Source organism: Actinoalloteichus hoggarensis, from assembly GCF_002234535.1.
Taxonomy (GTDB): Bacteria; Actinomycetota; Actinomycetes; order Mycobacteriales; family Pseudonocardiaceae; genus Actinoalloteichus_A; species Actinoalloteichus_A hoggarensis.
The window spans coordinates 4,703,949-4,726,277 of the sequence record NZ_CP022521.1; the positions used below are offsets into that span (position 1 = coordinate 4,703,949).

22 protein-coding genes and 1 CRISPR repeat array (1 of these 23 cut by a window edge) are annotated in these 22,329 nt (G+C 70.4%); of the genes, 16 read left to right on the forward strand and 6 right to left on the reverse strand.

Annotated features, from left to right (window positions below; genetic code table 11):
* A CRISPR array of direct repeats spans window positions 1-497; the repeat unit is 30 nt; unit sequence GTCTTCATCTGCCCTAGGAGGGTTCGCAAC (it extends 453 nt beyond the left edge of the window).
* 529 nt (window positions 498-1,026) lie between these two features.
* Genes AHOG_RS19960 through AHOG_RS19970 form a run of 3 tightly spaced genes read right to left on the reverse strand, consistent with a single transcriptional unit; the run spans window position 1,027 to window position 3,094 of the window.
* Entirely contained in the window at window positions 1,027-2,229 is a 1,203-nt protein-coding gene (locus AHOG_RS19960; protein ID WP_093942700.1) for an MAB_1171c family putative transporter, read from the reverse strand.
* A complete protein-coding gene (locus AHOG_RS19965; protein WP_093942701.1) occupies window positions 2,226-2,741 on the reverse strand; it encodes an ImmA/IrrE family metallo-endopeptidase in 516 nt (171 codons plus the stop codon). Before AHOG_RS19965 ends, AHOG_RS19960 begins: the two co-directional genes overlap by 4 nt.
* Complete coding sequence (locus AHOG_RS19970) at window positions 2,738-3,094, reverse strand: helix-turn-helix domain-containing protein (protein WP_093942702.1); 357 nt, start codon at window positions 3,092-3,094, stop codon at window positions 2,738-2,740. The genes AHOG_RS19965 and AHOG_RS19970 overlap by 4 nt, the downstream gene beginning before the upstream one ends.
* 207 nt (window positions 3,095-3,301) lie before the next feature.
* On the opposite strand from AHOG_RS19970, the gene AHOG_RS19975 reads away from it, so the two are divergent.
* Window positions 3,302-3,886: a GGDEF domain-containing protein gene (locus AHOG_RS19975; protein WP_157736939.1), complete on the forward strand. Its 585-nt coding sequence runs from the start codon at window positions 3,302-3,304 to the stop codon at window positions 3,884-3,886.
* Window positions 3,887-4,105: 219 nt separating this feature from the next.
* Window positions 4,106-4,555: a winged helix-turn-helix transcriptional regulator gene (locus AHOG_RS19980; RefSeq protein WP_093942704.1), complete on the forward strand. Its 450-nt coding sequence runs from the start codon at window positions 4,106-4,108 to the stop codon at window positions 4,553-4,555.
* On the opposite strand, the gene AHOG_RS19985 is transcribed toward AHOG_RS19980, so the two are convergent.
* Complete coding sequence (locus AHOG_RS19985) at window positions 4,511-5,149, reverse strand: prepilin peptidase (RefSeq protein WP_245857034.1); 639 nt, start codon at window positions 5,147-5,149, stop codon at window positions 4,511-4,513. The genes AHOG_RS19980 and AHOG_RS19985 overlap by 45 nt on opposite strands.
* A 469-nt stretch (window positions 5,150-5,618) precedes the next feature.
* On the opposite strand from AHOG_RS19985, the gene AHOG_RS19990 reads away from it, so the two are divergent.
* The 12 genes from AHOG_RS19990 to AHOG_RS20045 all read left to right on the forward strand — a co-directional run bounded on the left by AHOG_RS19990 (window position 5,619) and on the right by AHOG_RS20045 (window position 16,465).
* Entirely contained in the window at window positions 5,619-6,008 is a 390-nt protein-coding gene (locus tag AHOG_RS19990; RefSeq protein ID WP_245856343.1) for a hypothetical protein, read from the forward strand.
* A 419-nt stretch (window positions 6,009-6,427) separates the two neighbouring features.
* A complete protein-coding gene (locus tag AHOG_RS19995) occupies window positions 6,428-7,030 on the forward strand; it encodes a hypothetical protein (RefSeq protein ID WP_211290455.1) in 603 nt (200 codons plus the stop codon).
* 236 nt (window positions 7,031-7,266) lie between these two features.
* Entirely contained in the window at window positions 7,267-7,830 is a 564-nt protein-coding gene (locus AHOG_RS20000) for an SAF domain-containing protein (protein ID WP_093942706.1), read from the forward strand.
* On the forward strand, window positions 7,830-8,687 hold the full coding sequence (locus tag AHOG_RS29570; protein ID WP_093942707.1) for a CpaE-like family protein: 858 nt from the start codon (window positions 7,830-7,832) through the stop codon (window positions 8,685-8,687). The genes AHOG_RS20000 and AHOG_RS29570 overlap by 1 nt, the downstream gene beginning before the upstream one ends.
* The gene (locus tag AHOG_RS20010) at window positions 8,687-10,105 is read left to right on the forward strand and encodes a TadA family conjugal transfer-associated ATPase (RefSeq protein WP_093942708.1); all 1,419 of its coding nucleotides are present in this window, start codon (window positions 8,687-8,689) and stop codon (window positions 10,103-10,105) included. The genes AHOG_RS29570 and AHOG_RS20010 overlap by 1 nt, the downstream gene beginning before the upstream one ends.
* Window positions 10,106-10,110: 5 nt before the next feature.
* The gene (locus AHOG_RS20015; RefSeq protein ID WP_093944640.1) at window positions 10,111-10,980 is read left to right on the forward strand and encodes a type II secretion system F family protein; all 870 of its coding nucleotides are present in this window, start codon (window positions 10,111-10,113) and stop codon (window positions 10,978-10,980) included.
* Window positions 10,977-11,870 carry a type II secretion system F family protein gene (locus tag AHOG_RS20020; protein WP_093942709.1) on the forward strand — a complete coding sequence of 298 codons (894 nt, stop codon included), beginning with the start codon at window positions 10,977-10,979 and terminating at the stop codon, window positions 11,868-11,870. Before AHOG_RS20015 ends, AHOG_RS20020 begins: the two co-directional genes overlap by 4 nt.
* Before the next feature lie 49 nt (window positions 11,871-11,919).
* Window positions 11,920-12,114 (forward strand): hypothetical protein, encoded by a 195-nt coding sequence (locus AHOG_RS20025; protein ID WP_093944641.1) that lies wholly within the window; start codon window positions 11,920-11,922, stop codon window positions 12,112-12,114.
* Window positions 12,115-12,205: 91 nt separating this feature from the next.
* Window positions 12,206-12,607: a TadE/TadG family type IV pilus assembly protein gene (locus AHOG_RS20030; protein ID WP_221438834.1), complete on the forward strand. Its 402-nt coding sequence runs from the start codon at window positions 12,206-12,208 to the stop codon at window positions 12,605-12,607.
* A complete protein-coding gene (locus AHOG_RS20035) occupies window positions 12,607-13,107 on the forward strand; it encodes a TadE/TadG family type IV pilus assembly protein (RefSeq protein ID WP_093942711.1) in 501 nt (166 codons plus the stop codon). Before AHOG_RS20030 ends, AHOG_RS20035 begins: the two co-directional genes overlap by 1 nt.
* Window positions 13,104-13,583 (forward strand): hypothetical protein, encoded by a 480-nt coding sequence (locus AHOG_RS20040; protein WP_221438812.1) that lies wholly within the window; start codon window positions 13,104-13,106, stop codon window positions 13,581-13,583. The genes AHOG_RS20035 and AHOG_RS20040 overlap by 4 nt, the downstream gene beginning before the upstream one ends.
* A 47-nt stretch (window positions 13,584-13,630) precedes the next feature.
* Window positions 13,631-16,465 (forward strand): BTAD domain-containing putative transcriptional regulator, encoded by a 2,835-nt coding sequence (locus AHOG_RS20045; RefSeq protein ID WP_093942713.1) that lies wholly within the window; start codon window positions 13,631-13,633, stop codon window positions 16,463-16,465.
* A 54-nt stretch (window positions 16,466-16,519) separates the two neighbouring features.
* Here AHOG_RS20045 and AHOG_RS28775 read toward each other — a convergent pair whose 3' ends face one another.
* Window positions 16,520-16,954 carry a winged helix-turn-helix transcriptional regulator gene (locus AHOG_RS28775; protein ID WP_157736940.1) on the reverse strand — a complete coding sequence of 145 codons (435 nt, stop codon included), beginning with the start codon at window positions 16,952-16,954 and terminating at the stop codon, window positions 16,520-16,522.
* 1,025 nt (window positions 16,955-17,979) lie between these two features.
* Here AHOG_RS28775 and AHOG_RS20055 point away from each other — a divergent pair.
* Window positions 17,980-19,161 (forward strand): AAA family ATPase, encoded by a 1,182-nt coding sequence (locus AHOG_RS20055; protein WP_093942715.1) that lies wholly within the window; start codon window positions 17,980-17,982, stop codon window positions 19,159-19,161.
* A gap of 49 nt (window positions 19,162-19,210) precedes the next feature.
* The gene (locus AHOG_RS20060) at window positions 19,211-21,016 is read left to right on the forward strand and encodes a vWA domain-containing protein (RefSeq protein WP_093942716.1); all 1,806 of its coding nucleotides are present in this window, start codon (window positions 19,211-19,213) and stop codon (window positions 21,014-21,016) included.
* Between the two features lie 273 nt (window positions 21,017-21,289).
* Here AHOG_RS20060 and AHOG_RS20065 read toward each other — a convergent pair whose 3' ends face one another.
* Window positions 21,290-22,012 carry a MarR family transcriptional regulator gene (locus tag AHOG_RS20065; RefSeq protein WP_093942717.1) on the reverse strand — a complete coding sequence of 241 codons (723 nt, stop codon included), beginning with the start codon at window positions 22,010-22,012 and terminating at the stop codon, window positions 21,290-21,292.
* Window positions 22,013-22,329 lie beyond the last annotated feature (317 nt).

The following is a 22,329-nucleotide window of genomic DNA, read 5'->3' on the forward strand; positions in this document are numbered from 1 at the left end:
CCGCACGCGTCTTCATCTGCCCTAGGAGGGTTCGCAACCCGGGTTCTCGGTCCAGTCCCTGGCGACCGTGCAGGGGTCTTCATCTGCCCTAGGAGGGTTCGCAACACCCGCCCGGCCTGGGGGCAGCGGTGCGGGGAGATCGTCTTCATCTGCCCTAGGAGGGTTCGCAACATGACGACCCGTGCGCCGCGTGACATCCGCGCCGACGTCTTCATCTGCCCTAGGAGGGTTCGCAACCAGAGCTGAGTGGTTCAGAGGCGGCACGGACCCAGGTCTTCATCTGCCCTAGGAGGGTTCGCAACAAGCCATCCCGCAGGCGCGGGCGCGGGTGTCCGAGAGGTCTTCATCTGCCCTAGGAGGGTTCGCAACTCCATGAGATGACCGAGGCGCCTCAGCGGTCGTCTTCATCTGCCCTAGGAGGGTTCGCAACACGCTCCCGAGCGTGATCCCCGCGCGCGGGTGGTCAGGTCTTCATCTGCCCTGGGAGGGTTCGCAACCGAGGGTGATGCCATCCAGTCCGCTGATCGACCCGGTTTCATCTGCCCTAGGAGGAGGCCGACAGACAACCGAAGTTCACGGTGTTCGAGTCGCCACGCGACGACTTCGAGGGTCGCCAACCGTGTGCCCCGCAGGTGCAGCGCCCCGGTCGAAAGATCGCGGAGAGCGTAACCATCGTGACAAGCACAACGCGCAGGCATACGTCCACATGGCAGCAGTGATCACACGTGGGTAGCGGCACCTGCGATGCGCACCGTATGGCCCAGGGGAAGGCAGCACAGAGAAACTCCGCCCGTGAACACCGTGCAGGCGGCACAGGGCCGAAGGCCCACAGAAATCGTCAGACCAAATCCACTACCGACAACGACCAATCACTCACTCCCTATGTTCGGACACATGATGGCGTAGTGATCGATCCCGACGGCAGAAAGGCACCGCATCCGGTCGAACGAGCATGCCCCCTGCGCAGCCCTGGTGGCCGTCGACCAGAACCTTCGTCTCTGCGTCGAGGGCGTCTCGTCCGCAAGCTCAGGCTCGGACGGTCGTCCAGTGTCGGCTGATGCGGGTCCACCAGGTGACGTTGGCGGCGAGGGTGGTCTGGGTGTCGAGGGTGCGGGCGCGGTGTTCGACGGGGATCGGTGCGGTGTTGGTGCGGTAGTGCTCGAGTGCGGTACGGATCATGACGGTGTGGGCGAGGGCGTCGGCGGTGTCGTGGTCGTGTCCGTCGGTGAGGGCCTGGTGGTAGGCGTGTGTTCGGATGCGTGCGTCGAGGTGCGGGTGCAGGAAGACGATGATGTCCCAGCATTCGATGACGCGGTGATGCAGTCGTTGATCGAGACCGGCCAGGGACAGTCGGTCCCAGATCTGGTGCAGCTGTGGGGGCCACCACCTCGGCCGAAGGTTCATGATCACGTCGGGGCGGACGGTGACGAGGGCGGCCCACAGGGGTGCCAGTCGGCCGTAGGCGGAGCGGTCTCGTAGGAGCCGGATGGCGGTCGGGACGGTGGTGGCGACCAGGGGTGTGGCCAGTCCCAGGCTGGTGAACACCGCACCGAGGGCGATGAGCGCCCATTCGATCAGGTACTGGTCGTAGGCGGGTGCGGCGTCGAACAGTGCCAGCGCCAGGTAGGTGAGGCGGTGGAGCAGGTAGAGACCGATGCTTGCGACGCCGACGCCGACGAGCCGTAGTCCTCGGCGGGTCCAGGGTCGGGTGGCGGGGTCGCGGGCCCAGATCCCGACCAGGATGGTGACGCTGACCGCGCTGTAGAGCATGTAGGCGACATAGAGCAGCACGGCGGCCGCCGAGTAGGGCGCGGCGGTCCATGCCGAGTCCTGGAGTGCGGCGGCGGCGTCGGCGTCGGTTCCCAGGCCTGCCAGGACCCAGCGCAGGGTGAGGACGCCCGCCAGGATCGCGGTGTGGATACGCAGACGCCGGTCTCGCGCTGGGCCGGGTTCCCAGACCCAGCACAGGAACGCCGAGCGCAGCAGGAAGGCGCAGCTGATCGCGACGGTGTGACGCAGGGCGTAGGACCAGCGATCCCCCAGTGCCGCGTCGAGGTGCGGGGTGACGGCCTGCAGTTCGAGCACGAGGCCGAAGGCGAGGACGGCGGCGCAGGCGAGCATGAAGGTCGCCGCAGGCTTGTTGGTTCCTGGACGGCCGAGGTGAAGTGCCTTGGCGGTGACGGCGATCAGGACCACCGCGATGACCGCGAGCTGGACCAGGTCCCTCATCGGTGAGCCTTTCCCGGGAATTCGAACGCACTGGTGAGCAACCGGTTCGACCCGGTGTGCGCGGCGGTGAGCGCCCGGCGGCGTCCGGCGGCTCGCCAGATGGCGTAGGCGAGGGTCTCGGCCTCCAGCTCCCGCTGGTCGGAGTGATGCCGACGATGCAGCACGCGAGTGGGTTCGGCCGGCGGAACAGGTGCGCCCGCCTGCTGCGGGACGGGGAGGCCCTCATGGCCCAGCAGCATGTGCGCCAGCTCGTGAAGCGTCGCGTTCTCGCGATAGAGCTCGGAGGCGGTGTCGTCGACGACGATGAGATCGAGCTCGGGCTGTGCGACCCAGAGCGCGGTGGCTCGGACCGCGTGGTGACTCATGGTGGCCGGCTCGACCACGATCGGCCTGCCCCTCGTCGCGGCGACGCCGCCGATGAAGTCTTCAAGCGACCACGGCGACGGCAGCGTCACCCGCCGCAGGACGTCGTTCGCACGACGCCGCGCGGCAGGCAGGCTCAGCCGCCTCATCGCTGCGCCCGGCCCGTCCGCCGCGAGTGCAGATCGCTGATCAGCTGATCCACCGCGGCGAGGTCGGCGTCGTCGAGGTCGGCAAGGCGCCCGAGTAGCAACGCCTGACGACGCGGCAACCAGAAGTAGGACTCCGGCACACCGAAGAACGCGCACAGCGACTCCATAGTCCGCTGATCAATGGTCGAGCGGCCGTTACGGATACCCGTCAGCGTCCCGTGGGAGATCGGATACCCGGCGTCGGTCATCCGTCTCGCCAGCTCCCGCATGCTCAATGCGGATAGCTTCTCCCGCCGCATGTGATCCTTGATCAGACGCTCGAACTTGTCGGCGAGCTGCTCCTCTGCGGTCATGTCTCCATCCTCGCGTCACCCACCTGGGTGACATCCACACAGACTTCCTGTTCAATGCGTTGAACAGCGTTGCGAGTCATGCCTATGGTCGGTCCCGTCAGCGTGTTCACCACGTTAAACACTCAACACCCACAGAGTAGGCGAACACGCCGCTCGACGAAAGAGGACACGTTTTCGTTGAACCGTACATAACCGTTGGGATGGATCATGACCGCTGTCGAGGCTCGAAATTCCCGGGACACACCCCCAGACGACCCACTCGCCGCCGCCCACGCCCGCGAGGCGGCGCTGGAAGCAGAAGTGCATCGGCTCCGCCGGGACGATCTCACCGGTTTCCTGCGGCGCGGCCCGTGGGGACAGCAGGCCGCCGAGGCGTTGCCGCGACTCGGCGCCGAGGTGCTCATGCTGATCACCGACCTGGACCGCTTCAAACGGATCAACGATCGCTTCGGGCATCGCGGCGGAGACGTGGTCCTTCATACCCAGGCCCGTCGCCTGCGTGAGTCGCTTCCCTCCACGGCGGTGCTCGGCCGTCTGGGAGGTGACGGTGGCGACGAGTTCCTCGCGCTGACCAGGCATGATGCCGTTGATCTCGACAAGCTCACTCAGGTGCTCGCGCGTCCGGTCGAGATTCTCGGGCGAGCGGTGCCGGTGTCGGCATCGATCGGCGCCGCCGTGCGACCGCCCGGCGCTCGAGCGCCCGTGTTGGCCGACCTGCTGGCGACGGCGGACGACGCCTTGTACGAGGCGAAGACCGCAGGACGAGGTCGCTGCCGGATTCACACTTGTTGATCCACGTCTTCCGGTGCAGGCGGCGGAGCCGTCCGCGCCACCCGGTCTGGTAGGCGACCCCGACGTCTGCCCAGGCGCCGCGCCGCGAATCCCCGTCGCAGGCGCCGCCGCCGGGTTCTCCGGAGACAGACGACGACCCCCACGGCTGTCTCCACTCGTGGCGTGCCCGACGTGAACCTGTCGGGCACGCCACGACCTCTTCCTCACATCATTCGATCAATGGAGGTGAGCCTCGTGTATGCCCCGCTTCAACTTCAAGCGCTTCGTGAGTTCCGCAGCCTGATCAAGGGCGAGTGGGTGCCGGACATCCTCGTCGCCCTGCGCGGTGAGTCGCAGCACTTCAGCGAACTACGGAGCAGGGTCAACAGTCTCCAGGTCACCCGGCGCTCCACCGGTTCCGGTGTGTTGCACGACGGGATCCTGTCCCGGACGCTGCAGCGGATGGAGCACGACGGGCTGGTCGAACGCCGGGCGCAGATTGGGGTGTTCCCGCCGTCGGTCGAGTATCGCCTGACGCCGCTGGGTGAGGACCTGATCGTCGTCATGCAGCCGCTGGCCGCGTGGATCGCGCAGCGGACCGCAGCGAACGCTGCTCCGACGCACTCGGATCAGCCTTGCGTCCTGTCACCGCCCTGCCACGAGCAGCACGGTGACCGCCCCGGCGAGTAGGGCAGGTCCCAGCGGCATCGCCGACTGCGGGGAGGAACCACGCAGCAGGATCAGGACGGCGCCCTGGACGGTGGCGAAGACGAGCCCCAGCACGGTTCCGGCCAGCAGCACCGGCCATCCTGCCCAGCCCAGTACGAGGCCGAGGAGACCGGCCAGCCGGACGTCGCCTGCTCCCAGTCCACCTCGGGCACACAAGGCCACGGCCAGGTAGCCGACGAACAAGACGACCATCCCCGACACCGCGCGCCCGAGCGACGTCAGGTCATCGCTGACGAGTGCGGCGAGACCGAGCAGCAGAAGGTGAACCGGATAGGCGGGCAGCAGGAGAGCCGTCGGCAGGCGTCGCTCCCGCCAGTCGATCACGGCCAACGGCACCCCGACGGCGACCAGGGCACTGTAGGCGAGCAGCTCCGGTCTGGCCCCGACGCGCCAGGCCAACAGTCCGAACAGTAAGGCCGTCCCGACGGCCACCGGCCCGGTCAAGCCTCGAGGTCGCGTCGGCGGCCGGGTGTTCGAGAACCGTCGTATCACCGCGCTGCCGGCGACTCCGCAGGCGGCGCCGAGCAGCGTCCAGCCACAGAGTTCCCACCACATCAGCACGAGATCAATTCCTTTCGATCATTGTTTCCATCACGCACTGAACAAAAGAGAGGGCTCTTCTCCGGCACTCGTTCAACCATGCAGAGATCAGTGATCGACGCATTCAGTGACCGGTCACCGATTGTGTACTCCGTTCGGGTGGTTGTCGAGGCTGGCGTCCATACGCGCATCAATACGCGTTCTTACTCTCCTTGCGGTGAGTGCCAGGTCGGGCGGTAGAGATATGCCATCCCCGATATCCCCGGATCTGGAGGTCAGAGTGAAGCCCCGATTCGTCCCCGATTCACGGAGCAGGGCCGCCCTTGCGGTGGCGGTGTTATCCGTCGCCACCGCGACCGCCTGCACCACAACGGAAACCGCTGACTCACCGACGCGACCTTCGACGGCCCCGAGCACATCACCGGAGTCCTCTGCCGCGAGCAGCCCCTCGTCGTCTCCTCACGACGCCGCTGAAGCAGCGGCGGTGGCGGCGTATGAAGGGATGTGGGCGGCGTTCGTCGCAGCGGGAACGACGGCGAACTGGCAGGACCCGGCCCTGGCCGCGCACGCCACCGGCTTGGCGTTGTCGACCTTGACGCGCGGCCTCTACGCCGATGCCTACAACGGCCTGGTCACCCGAGGAGAACCGATCCTCGACCCGGTGGTGTCCTCGGTCGAACCCGAGGACGAACCGACCACGGTCGTCGTCGCCGACTGTGGCGACGACTCGGACTGGCTGAAGTACACCGCCGACGGACAACTGGCTGACGATGTGCCCGGCGGGCGACGAGAGATCAACGCGATCGTCGAACGTCAGGCCGACGGGGCATGGAAGGTCTCCGACTTCGGAGTTCACGGGGTAGGGACATGCTGAGCCGACTCAGTGTCATCGTCGGATCCGCCACCGTCCTTCTGCTCGCGGGTGCACTCCCGACGTCGGCGGCAGGCAGCTGGCACGACGTCGAATGCTGGCAGAATCCGAGCCCCGCATGTGACCTCGGTGCGGGCTCTGGTGAGGAGCCCGGCCACCGTCCCTCACCCGGTTTCCCTCGCCCCGGCAGCCCCGGCCAACCGCCCGGTCAAGGCGGTGGAAGCCAAGAAGCCGACCCCGGCGAGGACGACGGACTGGCCGAGTGCGAGTACGTCCGCAGCGACTACCAGTCACCGCCTGGTGCGATCCCGGCCTCGGCTTCGTCTGGGACGTCGCCGACGCTTCCGGCGGTGGTGCCTGCCGCACGCCTGTCCCCCGCTGTCTCGTCGGCTCCGGCTCCGGCTGTGCGGTCGGTGGTTCCGGTGCAGGACAGCGGGGAGCCGGGTGCCTGGTATGTGTGGCAGTGCTCCACGGAGGGCTACCGCGACGCCCTGTACCGGCCGCCGGTCTGGATTCCCGACGGCGACGAACCCGGGGCTGACCTGTTGCCTTCGCCGGAGGAGTTGGCCGCGCTGGCGCGGGATCAGCTGCGGCTGCCGCAGCCGAGCATCGCGACGTCCCCGACCGGGGATCAGCTCGTGCACCTGCCGACGTGGCTGTGGCTGGAAGAGACCGGCTGGGGCGCGCGGTCGGCGACGGCGTCGGTTCCCGGGGTGTCGGTCACCGCGACGGCCCGCCCGGTGTCGACGACCTGGTCCACCGGGGACGGCGCGTCGGTGACCTGCCCCGGACCCGGCACCCCGTTCCCCGGAGGCGGCGATCCCGAGGCTCCCTCACCGGACTGCGGGCACGTCTACCGCAGCTCCTCCGACCACCAGCCCGATCAGGAGTTCCCGCTGACCGCGACCGTGCGGTGGAAGATCACCTGGGTCGGCGGCGGCGGCGCGGGGACGTTGCCTGATCTGACGACGGAGGCGACCACCACGGTGCGCGTCGCCGAGTCGCAGGCCCTCAACACCGGCTGAGCGACCTTTCGACGGTGATCGCTTCCCCGAGCTGGCTTCACCTTCTCGGTTCTCTCCTCTGCTCGTTCTCGTCGTCGCTGCTCGGGCGGACGGCGGGTCCCTTACTTCTCTGGAGGTAGTTCGTGAACGTCACGACGCAGGCCGACTCGGTCTCGACGGCCGCCGCATCGGCGGAGCAATGGGCCGGCGGAGGGAAGGGGCCGCGATCTCGGCCGCCGGGCAGAAGTCGACGGCGTGTGCCGTATCTGGCTGTGGGCGGTGTGCTGGTCCTGGCGTGCGCGGCCGGGTCGGTGTGGATGTGGACCACGGCCGGGGAACGGCGTGCGGTGCTCGCGGTGGCACATCCGGTGTCGGTGGGCCACGTGCTCACGGCCGCCGACCTGCGTGAGGTACAGGTCGGAGCCGACGCCGATCTTCCCGTGGTCGACGCCGTCGCCGCCGACAGTGTCCTCGGCCGTCCGATGGGCACCAGCCTCCCGGCGGGTGCCCTGCTCCATCAGGACGCGGTGGGCACCGTCCTGGTGCCCGCCGCGAATCGAGCGATGACCGCGGTGGCGGTGCCCGACGGGCGTGTTCCCCCGGAGGTCGCCGCCGGGGCGGCGGTGTCCCTGGTCGCGGCCCCCGACGAGTCGGCTTCCGACGGCGCCGGGGCGTGGGCGGCGACGGTCGTCGGCGTCACCACGCGCGAGACGACGTCGACGACGGTCTTGAGCGTCGAGCTGGCCCCGGATGACGCACGGGAGGTCGCGGCCGTGGCCGACGGGCAGATCTCGGTGGTCGTCCTGGGCGGTGATCGGTGATGCTGATCGCACTGGCCAGCCTCAAAGGTTCTCCCGGGGTGACGACGTTCGCCGTGGCGCTGGCAGCGACCTGGCCGGGTGGGTGTCGGCGGGTTCTCGTCGAGTGCGATCCCTCGGGCGGGGATCTCGGGGTGCGGTTCGGGCTGCCGACCTCACCCGGGTTGGTCAGCCTCGCCGCGGCGGGACGCACCCACGACGATCCCGAGCTGGTGTGGCGGCATGCGTGGCCGTTGCCCTCGGACGTACCCGTCGTCGCGGCTCCGCCGGGCGCGGAACAGGCAAGGGCCGCCGTCGCCGCGCTGGCCCCCGCACGCGATCGGGCCGGTGTGCTGGCCGCTGCGGGACGGGCGGGCGGGGTGGTGCTGGTCGACTGCGGGCGGCTGGACCCCGCCTCGCCCGCGTGGCCGCTCGTGGCGGCCGCGGATGCGTTGCTGTTGATGAGCGGCGCGCATGCCGATGAGCTGGCGCACCTCGCGGCGCGGCTGACCACCGCAGGCCGATGGTCTCGACATCCCGCGCTGCTCCTCGTCGGCGAGGGACATTCCAGCGGCGAGGTCACCCGTGAGCTGGGCGTCCCGGTGCTGGCCCAGGTTCCCCACGACCCGCGCAGCGCCGCCGCGCTCAGCGGGCGCCCCACCAGCCGCAGGACGGTGACCCGCTCCGGGCTCGCTCGCGTCGCCCACCAGGTCGCCCGAGCCCTGGCCGCCCGCCAAGACGACGGTCCTCCGACCTCGCGCCCCGAGGCGGCGCCGGTCCACGCCGTGGTGCCGATGCGACCTCCGATCACGTCCGCAGCAGGCACGATCTCCGCTCTTCCCGCCGCCACCGACGATCTGACCACGACAGGGACGACCTGATGACCTCCTTCGACTCTCGACCACCCCTGTCGCTTCGACGACACGAGCCCGCTTCTTCCCCATCTACTCCCGACGACGGGCCGACAGGCTCCCACGGTGTCGTGGACCGGCTGCGCCGTCGACTGCGCGCCGACCTGACGGCAGTGCTGCCGGAGCGGGTCGCGGCCCAGCAGCAACGCTCCGGTGTGCCGTCCACGCCCGAAGGGCGGCGGGTGCTGGCTCAGGCGATCCTCGCCGAGTCCGTCCAGGCGCACAGTGAAGCCGAGCTGATGGCCAACAGGGCACTCGCCCCGGGCGACGTCGAGGCGCGGGTCGTCGCGGAGGTCCTTGACGAGGTGTTCGGGATGGCCGGGCTGCAGCCGCTGTTGGATGACCCGTCCATCGAGACGATCAACGCGAACTCGTGGGATCGGGTGTTCGTCCAGTACGCCGACGGGAGCCGGGAGCGGGTCCGTCCGATCGCCGGGTCCGATGAGGAGCTGACCGACCTCGTCCGGCTGCTCGCCGCCCGCTCGGGCGGAGAGGAGCGTCGCTTCGACCGGGGTTCTCCATCGGTCAACGTGCAGCTGCCCGGCGGTCAGCGGCTGTTCGCGGTGACCGGGCTGACCGCCGGCGGGGTGACGTCGCTGTCGATTCGCCGCCACCGGCATCGCCACGCCACCCTCGGCCAGCTCCGGAGGAGCGGCACCCTTGATGACGGGCTCGTCGAGTTCCTTCGCGCGTTGGTCCGGGCGCGGAAGAACATCCTGATCACCGGTGGCACGGGCATCGGCAAGACCACGCTGCTCCGGGCGTTGGCCTCCGAGATGGATCCCCGCGAGCGCCTGGTCACCATCGAGGACGCCTTCGAGCTCGGTCTGGACGCCGACGGCGATCGGCACCCGGACGTCACCGCGTTGCAGGCCCGCGAGGCCAACGTCGAAGGCGAAGGCACGGTGTCCCAGGCCGAGCTGGTGCGGTGGGGACTGCGGATGTCTCCGGACCGGGTGATCGTCGGGGAGATCCGCGGCCCCGAGGTCATCCCGATGTGCAACGCCATGTCGCAGGGCAACGACGGCAGCATGGCGACCCTGCACGCCTCCAGTTCGAAGATCGCCTTCGCAAGGTTGGCCTCCTACGCCGCCCAGGGCGCCGAACGGCTCCCCGTCGAGGCGACGAACCTGCTCGTGGCCTCGGCCGTGCACGTCGTGGTGCACCTGGCCCACGCCGCGGACCGCAGAACCCGGGTGGTGTCCTCGATCCGCGAGGTCGTCGGCGCCGACGGCGCCCAGGTGATCTCCAACGAGGTCTACCGGCCCGGCCCCGACCGCCGCGCCCGACCGGTCGCCGGGGCACTGTCCGGCGACACCCTGGAAGACCTGATCGCCGTCGGCCTGGACCCCGACGTTCTCACCCGCGGCGGGACGTGGACGACGTGACCGGCATGAGCACCTGGGCGGCGCTCCTCGGCATCGGCCTCGGCCTCGGTGTGCTTCTCCTCGTCACCGGCTGGCACACCCCTGCCCCCGACCGGGCGCCCCGGTCGTCGCGACGCGCACGGGAACACCGTGGGCCGACGGTGCGGCGTGCGGTGCCTGCGGCCGTCCTCGCCCTCGCGGGCGCGGTGGTCACCGGGTGGGTCGTCGGCGGAGTCCTGGCCGGGCTGGCCTGCTACGCACTCCCCCGACTCCTCGGCCGCGACCCCGACCACCAGCGGCGAGTCGCCCGCGTCGAGGGCATCGCGACCTGGACCGAGCAGCTGCGCGACACCCTCTCGGCCGCCGCCGGCCTGGAACAGGCGATCCTGGCCACCGCCGACCTCGCCCCCGCCGCCATCCGACCACAGATCGCCGCGCTCACCGACCGGCTACGCGCGGGACAGCGCCTGGCACCGGCCTTACAGCAGTTGGCCGACGACCTCGCCGACCCGACCGCCGACCTGGTGATCGCCGCGTTGATCTCCGCGTCGCAACAGCAGGCCCGTCGGCTCGCCGATCTCCTCGGGTCCTTGGCGCTGGCGGCGCGGGATCAGGTGTCGATGCGACTGCGCATCGACGCCGGACGCGCCCGGACTCGCACCTCGATCCGCGTCATCGTCGGCACCACCCTGGCGTTCGCCGCCGGCCTGGTCGTGCTCAACCGCGACTACCTCACCGCCTACGACACCACCGCCGGACAGCTGGTCCTCCTCGGCGTCGGCGGGCTCTTCGCCGTCGGGTTCGCCTGGCTGGCCCGGATCGCCACCGTCAGCGAACCTGCCCGCGTCCTCACCGCGACCGACCGCCCTCGGTCTGAGCACGGGGTGTTCTCGTGATCGCCGCGCTGCTGCTCGGGCTGGGTGGGGGCGTGGGCCTCTGGGTGATCACCCTTGGGCTCGTCCCACCGCGTCCCGCGCTGGGGACACTCCTGCACCGCGCGGACGCCGGTCTGGTCGACCCGGATTCAGGAGACGACGGGGGGTTGGGATGGGCCGGGCTGCTCGGCCGTCCGGCGGCGCGTGTGCTGCGCGGCGTCGGTCTTCCCGGAGCCCGGCTGCGCCGCGATCTGGGTGTCCTGGACACGCCGGTATCCGGGCACCTCGCGGAGAAGGCGGTGCTGGCCGTCCTCGGGCTCCTCACCCCCGGGGTCGTGCACCTTCTGCTGATGCTGCTCGGAGCGGGCCCGCCGTGGCCGGTGCCGATCGCGGCGGCCGTTGTGCTCAGCGGGCTCGGGTTCGTCGTCCCCGACCTGCGTGTCCGCCGGGAGGCCGCCGCACGGCGCGAGGAGTTCCGCCACGCGCTGTCGGTCTACCTGGACCTGGTCTGGATCACCCTCGCCGGGGGAGCCGGCGTCGACGGCGCCCTGCATCAGTGCGCCGCCATCGGCCACGGCTGGGCCTTCACCCGTCTCCGCCGGGCACTGGACGACGCCCGCCTCCTCCGCGGCACCCCCTGGGCGACGCTGAAGCGCCTCGGCGACGACCTCGACATCACCGAGCTGACCGACCTCGCCGCCACCATCTCCCTGGCAGGCCACGAAGGCGCCCGCGTGCGCACCTCCGTCGCGGCGAAAGCCCAGGCCCTGCGCACACGGCAGCTCACCGCCGCCGAAGGCCAGGCCCAGGCCGCCACCGAACGCATGTCCCTGCCCGTGATGTGCCTGTTCCTGGGATTCCTGGTGTTCATCGGCTATCCCGCGCTCACCCACGTCCTCACCGGACTCTGACCGATTCCCGACCGCCCGCGCACCTGCCGATTAGTAAATGGAGACAGCGATGTTCACCTACCTCAGCCTGTTCACCGACCACCTGCGCGACCGGTGGCGAGAACTCCACCGCGACGCCGAAGCCGGGTACTCCACCGAGACCGTCGTCGTGACCGCCCTGCTGGTCGCTCTGGCCATCGCCGTGCTGGCCGTCCTGACCGTCGCGGTCATGAACCGTGCCACCAGCATCGATCTCGGCGCGTGACACCGTGCCTGCCTCCTCACGCGCCGATGCGCACTCCGCCCCGGCCCCGAAGTCGAACCTCTGGCCGTTCCGTCGCCGGGTCCGCGACGTCTTGTCCGGGGAGTCCGGGGCGGTGTCGGTGGAACTGGTCGTCGCGACCCCGCTGCTGCTACTCGTGCTGCTGCTGATCGTGCAGTTCACCGTCTGGTCGCACGCCACCCATCTCGCTCAGGCCGCCGCCTCCCGGGGCCTGGCCGCCGCCCGGATCCACGAGTCCACCGCGGCCGAAGGCCACCACGCCGCCAGGAATCTCCTCGACTCCCTCGGCTCGGCCACGCTGACCGAGATCGCCATCGACGTCGACCGCGACACCGACCTCGCCTCCGCACGCATCACCGGTCGGGCGGCCAGCGTCGTCCCCGGACTGCACCTGCCCGTCCGCGCCGCGGCCAGCGGCCCGGTCGAGCGAGTCGTTCCCGCCGTCCTGGGAGTACCGAACCGCGAGGAGGGCTGATGACACGCGATGGCCGCGAATCCGACCGGACACCTCCACCGCCACGCCTCACCAAGGCCAGCCGCTGGTGGCGATCTGATCGAGGGTCGGCGGCCGTGGAGGTCACGCTGCTGACACCCGTGCTGATCATGCTGCTCGTGTTCGTCGCCGTGGTGATCCACCGCGGCGTCACTGCTCGCCTGCGCCTCGACGACGCCGCCCACCAGGCCGCACGGGCGGCCAGCATCGAACGGTCGGCCGCCGACGCGCGAACAGCGGCACGCACCGCCGTGACAGGCGCCCTCGGCTCCGGCGACGTGGTCTGCCGGTCGCCGCGCGTCGACGTCGACACCACGGGTCTGACCGCCGGTGGTGCCGTGACGGCGACGGTGACCTGCACCCTCGACCTCGGCGACGCCCTCGTGGGAGTTCCCACACGAACGCTCTCGGCGTCGGCCACCGAGGTCGTCGACACCTGGCGAGCCGCCGACACCACCGACACCACAGGAGACAGCCGATGAGTCGACATGGCCGACATGCCCGCCCGACCTGGTGGGACCGCGTCCGCACCTGGTGGCGAGGCTGGTGGACACGAGAAGAAGGTCGGGTGACCGCCTTCGTCGTCACCCTCGTCCTCGCCGTCCTGGCCCTGGCCGGCCTGGCCTTGGACGGCGGCCTGGCCTTGGCTGCACAGGTCCGAGCCGCCGGTCAAGCCCAGTCCGCCGCCCGCGCCGGCGCGCAAGCGCTGGATCTCGCGGCCTTCCGCGACGACGGTGCCCTGCGGCTGCACCCCGCCCGCGCCGCCGCCGACGCCCACGATCACCTCGACCACGTCGGAGCCACCGGAGTCGTCTCCGCGTCCGAGGCGGAGGTCACCGTCACCGTCACCGCCTCCCATCGCACGCAGCTGCTGAGCCTGATCGGGATCTCCGAGCTGGCCGTGGGCGGCGAGGGAACCGCACGTCCCGAACGCGGCGACACCGCCCTCCAGCCCTGACAACAGACCACCCATCCCGTATCAGGTCAGGCAGGCGGAGGCACGATGTGATCAGGCTCGGCAACGATCTCAGGAGGCTGCTGGCCGCGACGAGCACCCTGGCCGCGTTGATCGCGCTGCTCTGCGGAGTGCCGTGGGCACTGGTTCGCTACATCGGCTGGCCGCTGCCCGACCGCCTGCCCAGCCTCGCCGAGATTCCGGACATGCTGCTGAGCCCGATGACCACCGGGCTGCTCCTGAACGTTCTCGCCGTTCTGTGCTGGCTGGCCTGGGGCGTCTTCCTCCTCGACGTCGCCCGCAGCGCCGTCCACGCCGTCGGGGGCGTCCACCGCCGACGCCGACGGGGCGGGCCGATACACACCGTGGCCACGGCCCTGGTCGGCGCGCTGATCGTCGCCGTCCTCGGCGGCCGAGCACCACCGACCTCGACGCCCGCAGCTCACGTGGTGGCGGCTCTGCACGATGACGGCGTCCGAGGTATCCCCTCGCCGTCATCGGTGTCGCCCGTCAGGATGCAGGATGCTCCCTTCACCGAGGACGAACAGTCCCGGCCCACCACGGTGATCGTGCGGGCACCACAGGACGGCGTACACGACTCGCTCTGGCGCATCGCCGAACGCACCCTCGGAGACGGGACCCGCTGGCCCGACATCTATGCCCTCAACGAAGGCACCGGCCAACCCGGCGGGCAAGGCCTGACCAACCCGGCCCTGATCCACCCTGGACAGGAACTTCTCCTTCCCCACCACACCGCATCCGACCGACCTCAACCCGACAGCAGCCCACCGGAAAGCCCCGACCGCACCCCGACGCCACCCTCACCGCCACCTCTCGACCCAGAACCAGAACCAGAACCGGAACCAGACCCAGCCCCAGAGCAAGACCAAGACCGGGATCGGGACGCAGCCTCTCCCGCAGCCCCGACGGCACCCGGCATCGTGTCTTCGCCGACCGACGACCCTCCCGACTCTTCGGCACGCGATCGACCGTCGGCGCCTGCCGGAGCGGTGTTCGTCGGGCTCGGCCTGGCCGCTGCGGTCAGCACGGCGTTGCTGCTGGCTCGGCGTCGGCACCGTCGGTCGTACCGGCCCGGCAGCGGTCGCCGTGAGGCCCTGCCCGTGGCCCCCGTCGTCTACCGACTGCACCTCGCCCACCTGCGTGCCGAGACCCCCGAGGAGGCCGAGGGCAGTGAACTCGACGACCTGTTCGACGGCCAGGAGACCCAGCCGGCCGTCCTCGGCTCCGCGGCGCACCAGACTCATCCGCCGGGCGACGGCCGCGGCACGCCGCTGGGAATGCGCGACGGCCGCGAGATCGCCGTGGATCTGGCCCGCACCCGAGGGCTCGGCCTGATCGGCGCCGGCGCGTTCGCCGCCGCACGCGCCCTGCTGCTCACCCTGCTCACCGATCGTGCGCCGCACGATGTCCATCAGGACCCGACTCGTGTCGTCCTGGCCGCGCCCGACCTGGCCGCGCTCCTCGGCCACGACCCCGTGCGCCGTCGGAACCAGGAAGGTCTCAGGGTGGTCTCCGATCTGGACGCGGTGCTGGACGAGGTCGACGCCGAGATCCTGCGGCGGCTGCGCAGCGAACCGCCGCCCACCGGCTGGCCGCTGCTGGCACTCCTGGTGCGCGTGCCGGACCGTGCGGTCGGCCGGGTGCAGGCCGCGGTGGACAACGGCGGTCACCTCGGGATCGTCGGCATCATCCTCGGGTCGTGGCCGGCCGGGATCACCGTGTCGCTCACCACCGACGGCATCGTCTCGGCGAGCAACCCCGGTCCCGGCAGGCGACTACTCGGCACCCGGATGTTCCGTCTGACCGTCGAGTCCGACGCCACCGACCTGCTCGCCCTGTTGCACCCCGCCGACCCCGACCCCGAGACGTCCTGCGCTCACTGGTGTCCCGAACAGGACGGCCCCGACGACGATTCCCTGCAACGGGACGCCGATGCGCTGGAGGTCACCGCACCACCGCCCGCCGCGCTCGACCCGACACCTCCGAGCGACGCCGACGCGGCACCGGAGTCGACCTCCCCGAAGCCCTCCGTCTCCGCCCCGGCGGCGTCGGACCCCGCCGAGGCGGCCGCCGTCCCCCTGCGCCTGGTCGTTCTCGGAGCGCTGCGTCTGCACTGGCGTCCCGACGGGACCGACGAGCAGGCTGGCCGCGAGATTCTCGCGGACCTGTCACCCCGACAGCGTGAGCTTCTGGTGTTCCTCGCCGTGCACCCGCAGGGAGTCTCCCGCGAGCTTCTCGTCTCGACGCTCTGGACCGCAGTTCCCCCGCGCAGGCCGACCAACGCGCTGAACACGGCGCTGACCCGACTGCGCAACGCGCTCAGCCAGGCCACCCACGGGTCGATCAGCGAGGTCGTCGTCCTGCGCGGCGACCGCTACCACCTCGACCCGAGCACCATCGAAGTCGACTACTGGACGTTCAGCGAGGCCGTGGCTGCTCGACGTGCAGCCGCCACCGACCGCGACCGGGTGGACGCCGATCGCCGCATCCTGGCGTGTTATTCGGGTCCGCTCGCCGAGGACCTCGTCGGTGACTGGGTCGAACCCGTCCGTGAGGCGACGCGGCGCGACGCTCTGGACGCCGTCGCCGCAGCGGCCCGCGCCACCATCGCACACGACCCCGAAGAGACTCTCGACCTCCTGGAGACGGCCCGCACCATCGATCCCCACAATGACCTGCTCTACCGCGACATCATGCGACTCCAACACCGCCTCGATCGGCCTGAGGCGATCGCCCGCACACTCGCATTACTCACCACCCGCCTCGCCGAGATCGGCGAGACCCCCAGCCGCGAGACCCGCGTTCTCGCCGCCCGACTTCAACACCACCGCGACACGACTCCGCCCGATTCATCGCCGATATGACCGGGCCGCAGAAGAGTCGCTCAGCGGGTTCAACGCGGTGACGGCGCCAGAGGGTCACCGTTGTGGCTCAGCCTCGCCATGCCAATGGACGTCGACGACACCGTCGCGGACGGCGCGGGCCCGCAGGATGACCTGCTCATGCCGACCAGCCCAGTCCACGACCGCACTCATCACCGACACGAAGTCCCGAGCCGCCGGGGTCAGCCCGTAGCTGACATGCGGAGGGAACACCTCCGACTTCTGACTTCGAGTCAACAACCCCTCGTCAGTCAACTTCTTCAAGACTTTCGTCAGAATGCTATCGTGCAGGACATCCAATCGATTAGACCATTCCACACTACGCGAATACGAACGAATCGTGGACAGTATCTCCACCCGCCGCAGAGGGCCGGCCGACACGGCCATCAGCACGGCCGGCACCCACTTGTCTCCCAACAACGAACGCACCGCATACCACCGCGACAGGAAGAGTTCGTCCGCCTCGTTCATCGCCACTCCCGTCCCGTGCGCACCCCCTACGGGGAGCACGCGACCTCGCCCCGCAGCCGAACGAGTCATCGTCCCTGCGAGCACAGTCCGCCGCCACACGATCATGGCCAGCCGAGGCCGGCAGGGGTGCCGATCGGGATACCACCGGGGATGCCATGAGGGATGCCGGCTGAGCCGGCACCACCCGTCACGGCTCCACCACCAGGTCACACCTCGTGCCGGGGGTGCCACGGCCATCCCAGAGTCATACCCGCACGGGAAGGTGAACACATCGGGGCAGCCGCGCGGGACCTGCTCCTCTCTCACCGGCCTTCCCTCCGCGATTTGTGACACCATTCGCCTTTCACGCCCTCATGTCACCGAACACTCCCTTCATCTCCTATTCCTTCTCATCAACCAATGGAATCAACGAATCGAGCATCCCAAAACGAATCCACCCCGACCGGGGGCAATGCAAACAATAGAACCGATGCGATGCCACGCGTCCCATTCGACCGCGCGGCGAATCGTCCCCGAAAAAATGTCGAAAAGAGTCATGGAAATCGGGGTGATTCCGATTGCATTCGCCGACCACCAGAGCTATCGTTAAATCACAACAACGGGAACGGAAACCGCCGCACACGGCACACGATCACGACACGCCGAATGCGCACCCCGGCACTATTCACCCACCGAATGGGGAAGATCATGTGTTTCGCCGACGTCATCACCGAACCCGACGGCACGGTGACCGCGTACTGCTACTGCGGGTGGGTCGAATACGGACACACCCCGGAAACGGCCGACGATGCCGCCGAATCTCACCAGAACTCAACGAAATAATCGAATACCGGACGCCCGCCGTCGTATCACCCTAGCCCCGCCGCCTCGCACATTTCACTCATTCCGTAGCCACACCGCGCTGAACGCTGCCCGAATTCCGAACCGGAACTCGCCTAAGGCCGTCCATGGACGGCCGACCGGCACCCGCCCCCCGGCCGGTTTCGTCGAATCACCTCGCCATGAGATCGAAAGGACGACACGCGATGACCGCACCCCCGCCACCGGTTCCGACGTCGGCGACATCCGGCACGACCGTTCCCGGTCCGGGCACCCGGTTGCGCAGTGGTGAGCTGCGCCGACAGGTGGCCGCCGTACTCGCCGATCAGGCCGAGGTCGATCACAGCCCGCGTAACGTCGCCCGCGAGTTGGGTCGGTCGGCCGGCGCGGTCGCGAACGCCTTGACCGTGTTGGTGGACCGGGGTGAGGCCGCGCGGACGTCGACGACACCGGCACGGTTTCGGGCCACCCCCACCACCGCCGCCGCCGCGACGGCAGCGCACACCGGGGGCTCGGGGGCGCCGCGTCGGTCCCCCGCGACGGCGCCACCCACGACGGCGCCCCCGGCGGCGCCCCCGGATGCCGAGGTGGTGTCGGGTCCGCTGACACGGCCGAACGGGCAGGCCTATCACCCACGCACCGTCGCGGGCATGCCCGACGTCACGGCGCTACGCCGGCTGCGTGAGGCGGGGGTGCCCGCGTTGCTGTACGGCCCGCCCGGCACCGGGAAGACGTCGGTGGTCGAGGCGGCGTTCCCCGACCTGATCACCGTCGCGGGTGACGGTGACACCACGGTCGCCGACTTCGTCGGCGAGTACACGCAGACCCCCGACGGGCGGTACGTGTTCGTCCACGGTCCCCTGATCCGCGCGATGCGTGAGGGTGTGCCGCTGTTCATCGACGACGCCACCCTGATCCCGCCGACCGTGTTGGCCGTGGTCTACCCCGCGATGGACGGGCGCCGCGAGATCGTCGTGAAGGCCCACGGCGGCGAGATCGTGCGCGCCGCCCCCGGGTTCTACACCGTGGCCGGCCATAACCCCGGTGTTCACGGCGCGGTGTTGTCCGACGCGTTGGCGTCCCGGTTCGCCGTCCAGATCCAGGTGTCCACCGACTACGACCTCGCCACGCAACTCAAGATCGACCGACGCGCGGTGCGCGTCGCGCGCAACCTCGCCGCCCGTCAGGCGCGCGGTGAGGTCGGGTGGGCGCCGCAACTCCGCGAACTGATCGCGTTCCAGAAGATCTCCGACGTGTTGGGCAGCGATGCCGCCGCCGGGAACCTCATCGGCGCCTCACCGGAAGAGGACCGGGACACCGTCGCCTCGGTCGTGCGCGGTGTGTTCGGCAAACCGGTGGAGCCGCTCGCCCTCGGCGCCCGCATCTGACACGCCCACCCCGCCCGGCCGACCCCGTCGAGGAAGGACACCCGCCGACATGACCACCCACCTGATCAGCGACCCCGCCGCCCCGGGCACCGCCGTGTTCCCCGCTGCCCCCGGGTGGCTCACCCTGTCGGCCGCGATGACCGAGGAGGTGCCCCTGATCGCCGACCGAGACGACCTGCTGGTCACCATCGCCCCCGGCGCCGGACACGGCGCCCCGGCGTGCTTCCTCCCCAATCAGTCCTTGATCGAACTCGACGGCACGCACCTCGGCGCCGTCGACCCCGCCACCGCCACACCCCACCTGAACCGCGACCGCGCCCGCTACGCGACCGCCTGGGGGCTGCTCACCCACGAGTGCGCCCACGCCGCCCACAGCCGATGGGACCCGCCATCCGACGCCCCGCCGAATGCCGCCGGCGCCGCCACCCTGCTGGAAGAGTCACGCATCGAAGCCGCCCACCTACGGCGCCGCCCCGACGACCGACACTGGCTGCGGGCCTCGTCGATCAACCTGATCCTCGCCGACCTACCGGCCGCCGACCCCGCCCACGGTCCCGCGATGACCGCCCACGACGCCGCACAGGCCGCCGCGCTGGTGTTGGCACGCACCGACGCCGGGGTCCTGACCGCCACCGAGACCGCACCGGTTGCGCAGGCCGTGGAAGCCGTCCTCGGGGAAGAGGCCTTCGCGGCGTTGCGCACGGTGTGGCGTGAGGCGTTCACCGTCGCCGACGACGACGCCGAGGCCATGCTCGACCTCGGCCGCCGATGGTGCGAGATCATCGGCACCCCACCCGAACCCGAACCCGACACTGACCCCGACTCCGAACCCGACCCCGGCCCCGGCCCTGGCACCGAACCGGACGGCGTAGACAGCGGTTCCGCGCCCGACCCTGCCGGTGCCTCGGTGCCCTCCCCGCTCACCAGAGCGATCACCACCAGCCTGGTGTCGGTGGCGCGGTCGATGGCGGACGAGGCAGGGCCGACCGACCCCGAGCCCGCCGCCGATGCCACGGCAACGCCCACCGCCGACCCCGCCGCTGACGCTCACGCCGCCACGGTCGCCCGGCGGGTGTTCGCCACCGACGGGCCGGGCAGCGGGCGCACCGCCACGATGGGCACCCGGTCGCCGACCGCCGCCGAACGCACCGCCGCCCGCACCATGGCGCGCGCGTTGACCACCGCCGGGGTTCGGGAACGGGTGGCCACGAAGACGACCTCGGCGATGCCGCCCGGTCGGCTGCGGATGCGTGGGGCGTTGGCCGCCGACGCACAACGCGCCGCCGGGGCACTACCGACCGCCGAACCGTTCACCCGCACCACCCGCACCACCGTTCCCGCGCCACCACTGCGGCTGGGCATCGCCTGCGACGTGTCCGGGTCGATGTCCAAGTTCGCGGGGCCCGTGGCCTCGACGGCGTGGATCCTCGCCCACGCCGCCCGCCACACCTCGGTGCCCGCCGACACCGCCACGGTGATCTTCGGCTACCACGTGCGCCCCATCGTCTACCCCGGAACCGCACCCGCCAGGGTCACCGAATTCGATGCCGCCGACGACTGGGAGGCCGTCGACGAGGCCGTCGACGCGCTCGACGGCGCCCTCCGTCTGTCCCTCCCCGGGGCTGCCCGCCTGCTCGTCGTGATCTCCGACGGCCACTTCCCCGACGAACCACGGGCCGCAGGGCAGCACCGCGTCAACCGGCTGCGCGCCACCGGATGCGGCGTGCTGTGGCTGTCCCCCCACAAGCGCTCCATCCCCTTCGACGGGGTGACCGTCCACACCCTCACCGACCCCAGCGCCACCGCGCGCGCGGTCGGACGCGCCGCCACCGCCGCCCTACGCGCCGCCCGCTGACCCATGGAACGACGCCCTGGGACGCCGTTCGGCCTGACCCTGACGGCCGCGCGCCCAGGGCCAGGCCGAAGAGGTTGCCGAGTCAGTCGGTATCGGTGTGTTCCGATGAGGTCCACGCCGGCGTGGGCATGGACGGCCTAGCCGTCGCGCGGCGTGATGACGGCGACGGCGCGAGCGACGTGTCCGGACCGGGACGCAGCGTCGAGCCTGTACCAGAGTCCAGCCTGCAGGCGTCGATCAGGAAGGTCTCGCCCACGTGATCGTCCGCACTGGTCAGTTGGGGATCACGCCGTCGGGTGTGTCGTCGCCGTCGGCGATCTGATAGCGCCTGGGGTTGTCGGCGACTCGCACGGCGTAGCCGGCGGTGACCAGCCGCTCCAAGGCGTTCGCCACGGCCCCGCCCGATCGGCCCAGCCGCTTGCCGAGCTGCGACGGTCCGACCGACTCGCCAGGATGTGCGGCCAGGTAGTCCTCGACCAGTCCCTGCAGGGCGCCCTTGGCCAATCGACCCGTCGGGCTGGTCTGAGCACTGGTGGCGCTGGTCGGCGACGCCGGCTGTTCCCCGGCGATGTCGGCAACGACGTCCTCAATGGGGTCGGGGGCGACGGCGGTGTCCGTCGGCGTGTCCGGAACGACGGCCAGACGCACCGGCGTCGCGTCCCCGGTCGATGGGATCGATTCGTCGCCGTGTGGATCCTGGTCGCCGTCCACGTCCGCTTCGGCGTCGGTGGTTTCGTCGGTGTCGGTGATACTCCACCGATCGGCCGGACGCCGCCCGCCGGTGGCGATGCCGGACGTCCTCGTTGCGCTGCCTTCCTTATCCCACGCGGCGAGGATCTTCGTCGCGGTCGACCGGCCGATCACGGCTGTGGCCGCGAGATCAGCGGCCGTCGATCCGGGGTTGTCGTGCAACGCCTTCCACAACCGGTCCTCCGCATCGGTGCGGCGACCGCCGGGCACGGCGTGCAGGCGGGTGGTGTTCGTGATGTCGGGCATGACAGCCACTCCTTCGAAAAAGGAATACGGGTCATGCCCCCGGGGGCGGCGCAGCCCTCGGCGCGCTACCGGTCGAAACGGGCTACACCCCTATGAACGCTTCCATCACCCACCAAGTCAAGCCGAACATCACACCATGTCCGCCGCCGCATGTCGGCGCCCGTGATCAGCGACGATAGACCGCGACGCGACGCAGGCCGTCCCGCCGTGAACCGGCCACATCGGGGTTGTCGACGTCGCCACGACCACGCCTCCACGCACGTCGCCCTACGAGCATCACCGACAGCGCGGGGCGAATCCGACCGCACGCGCGGACC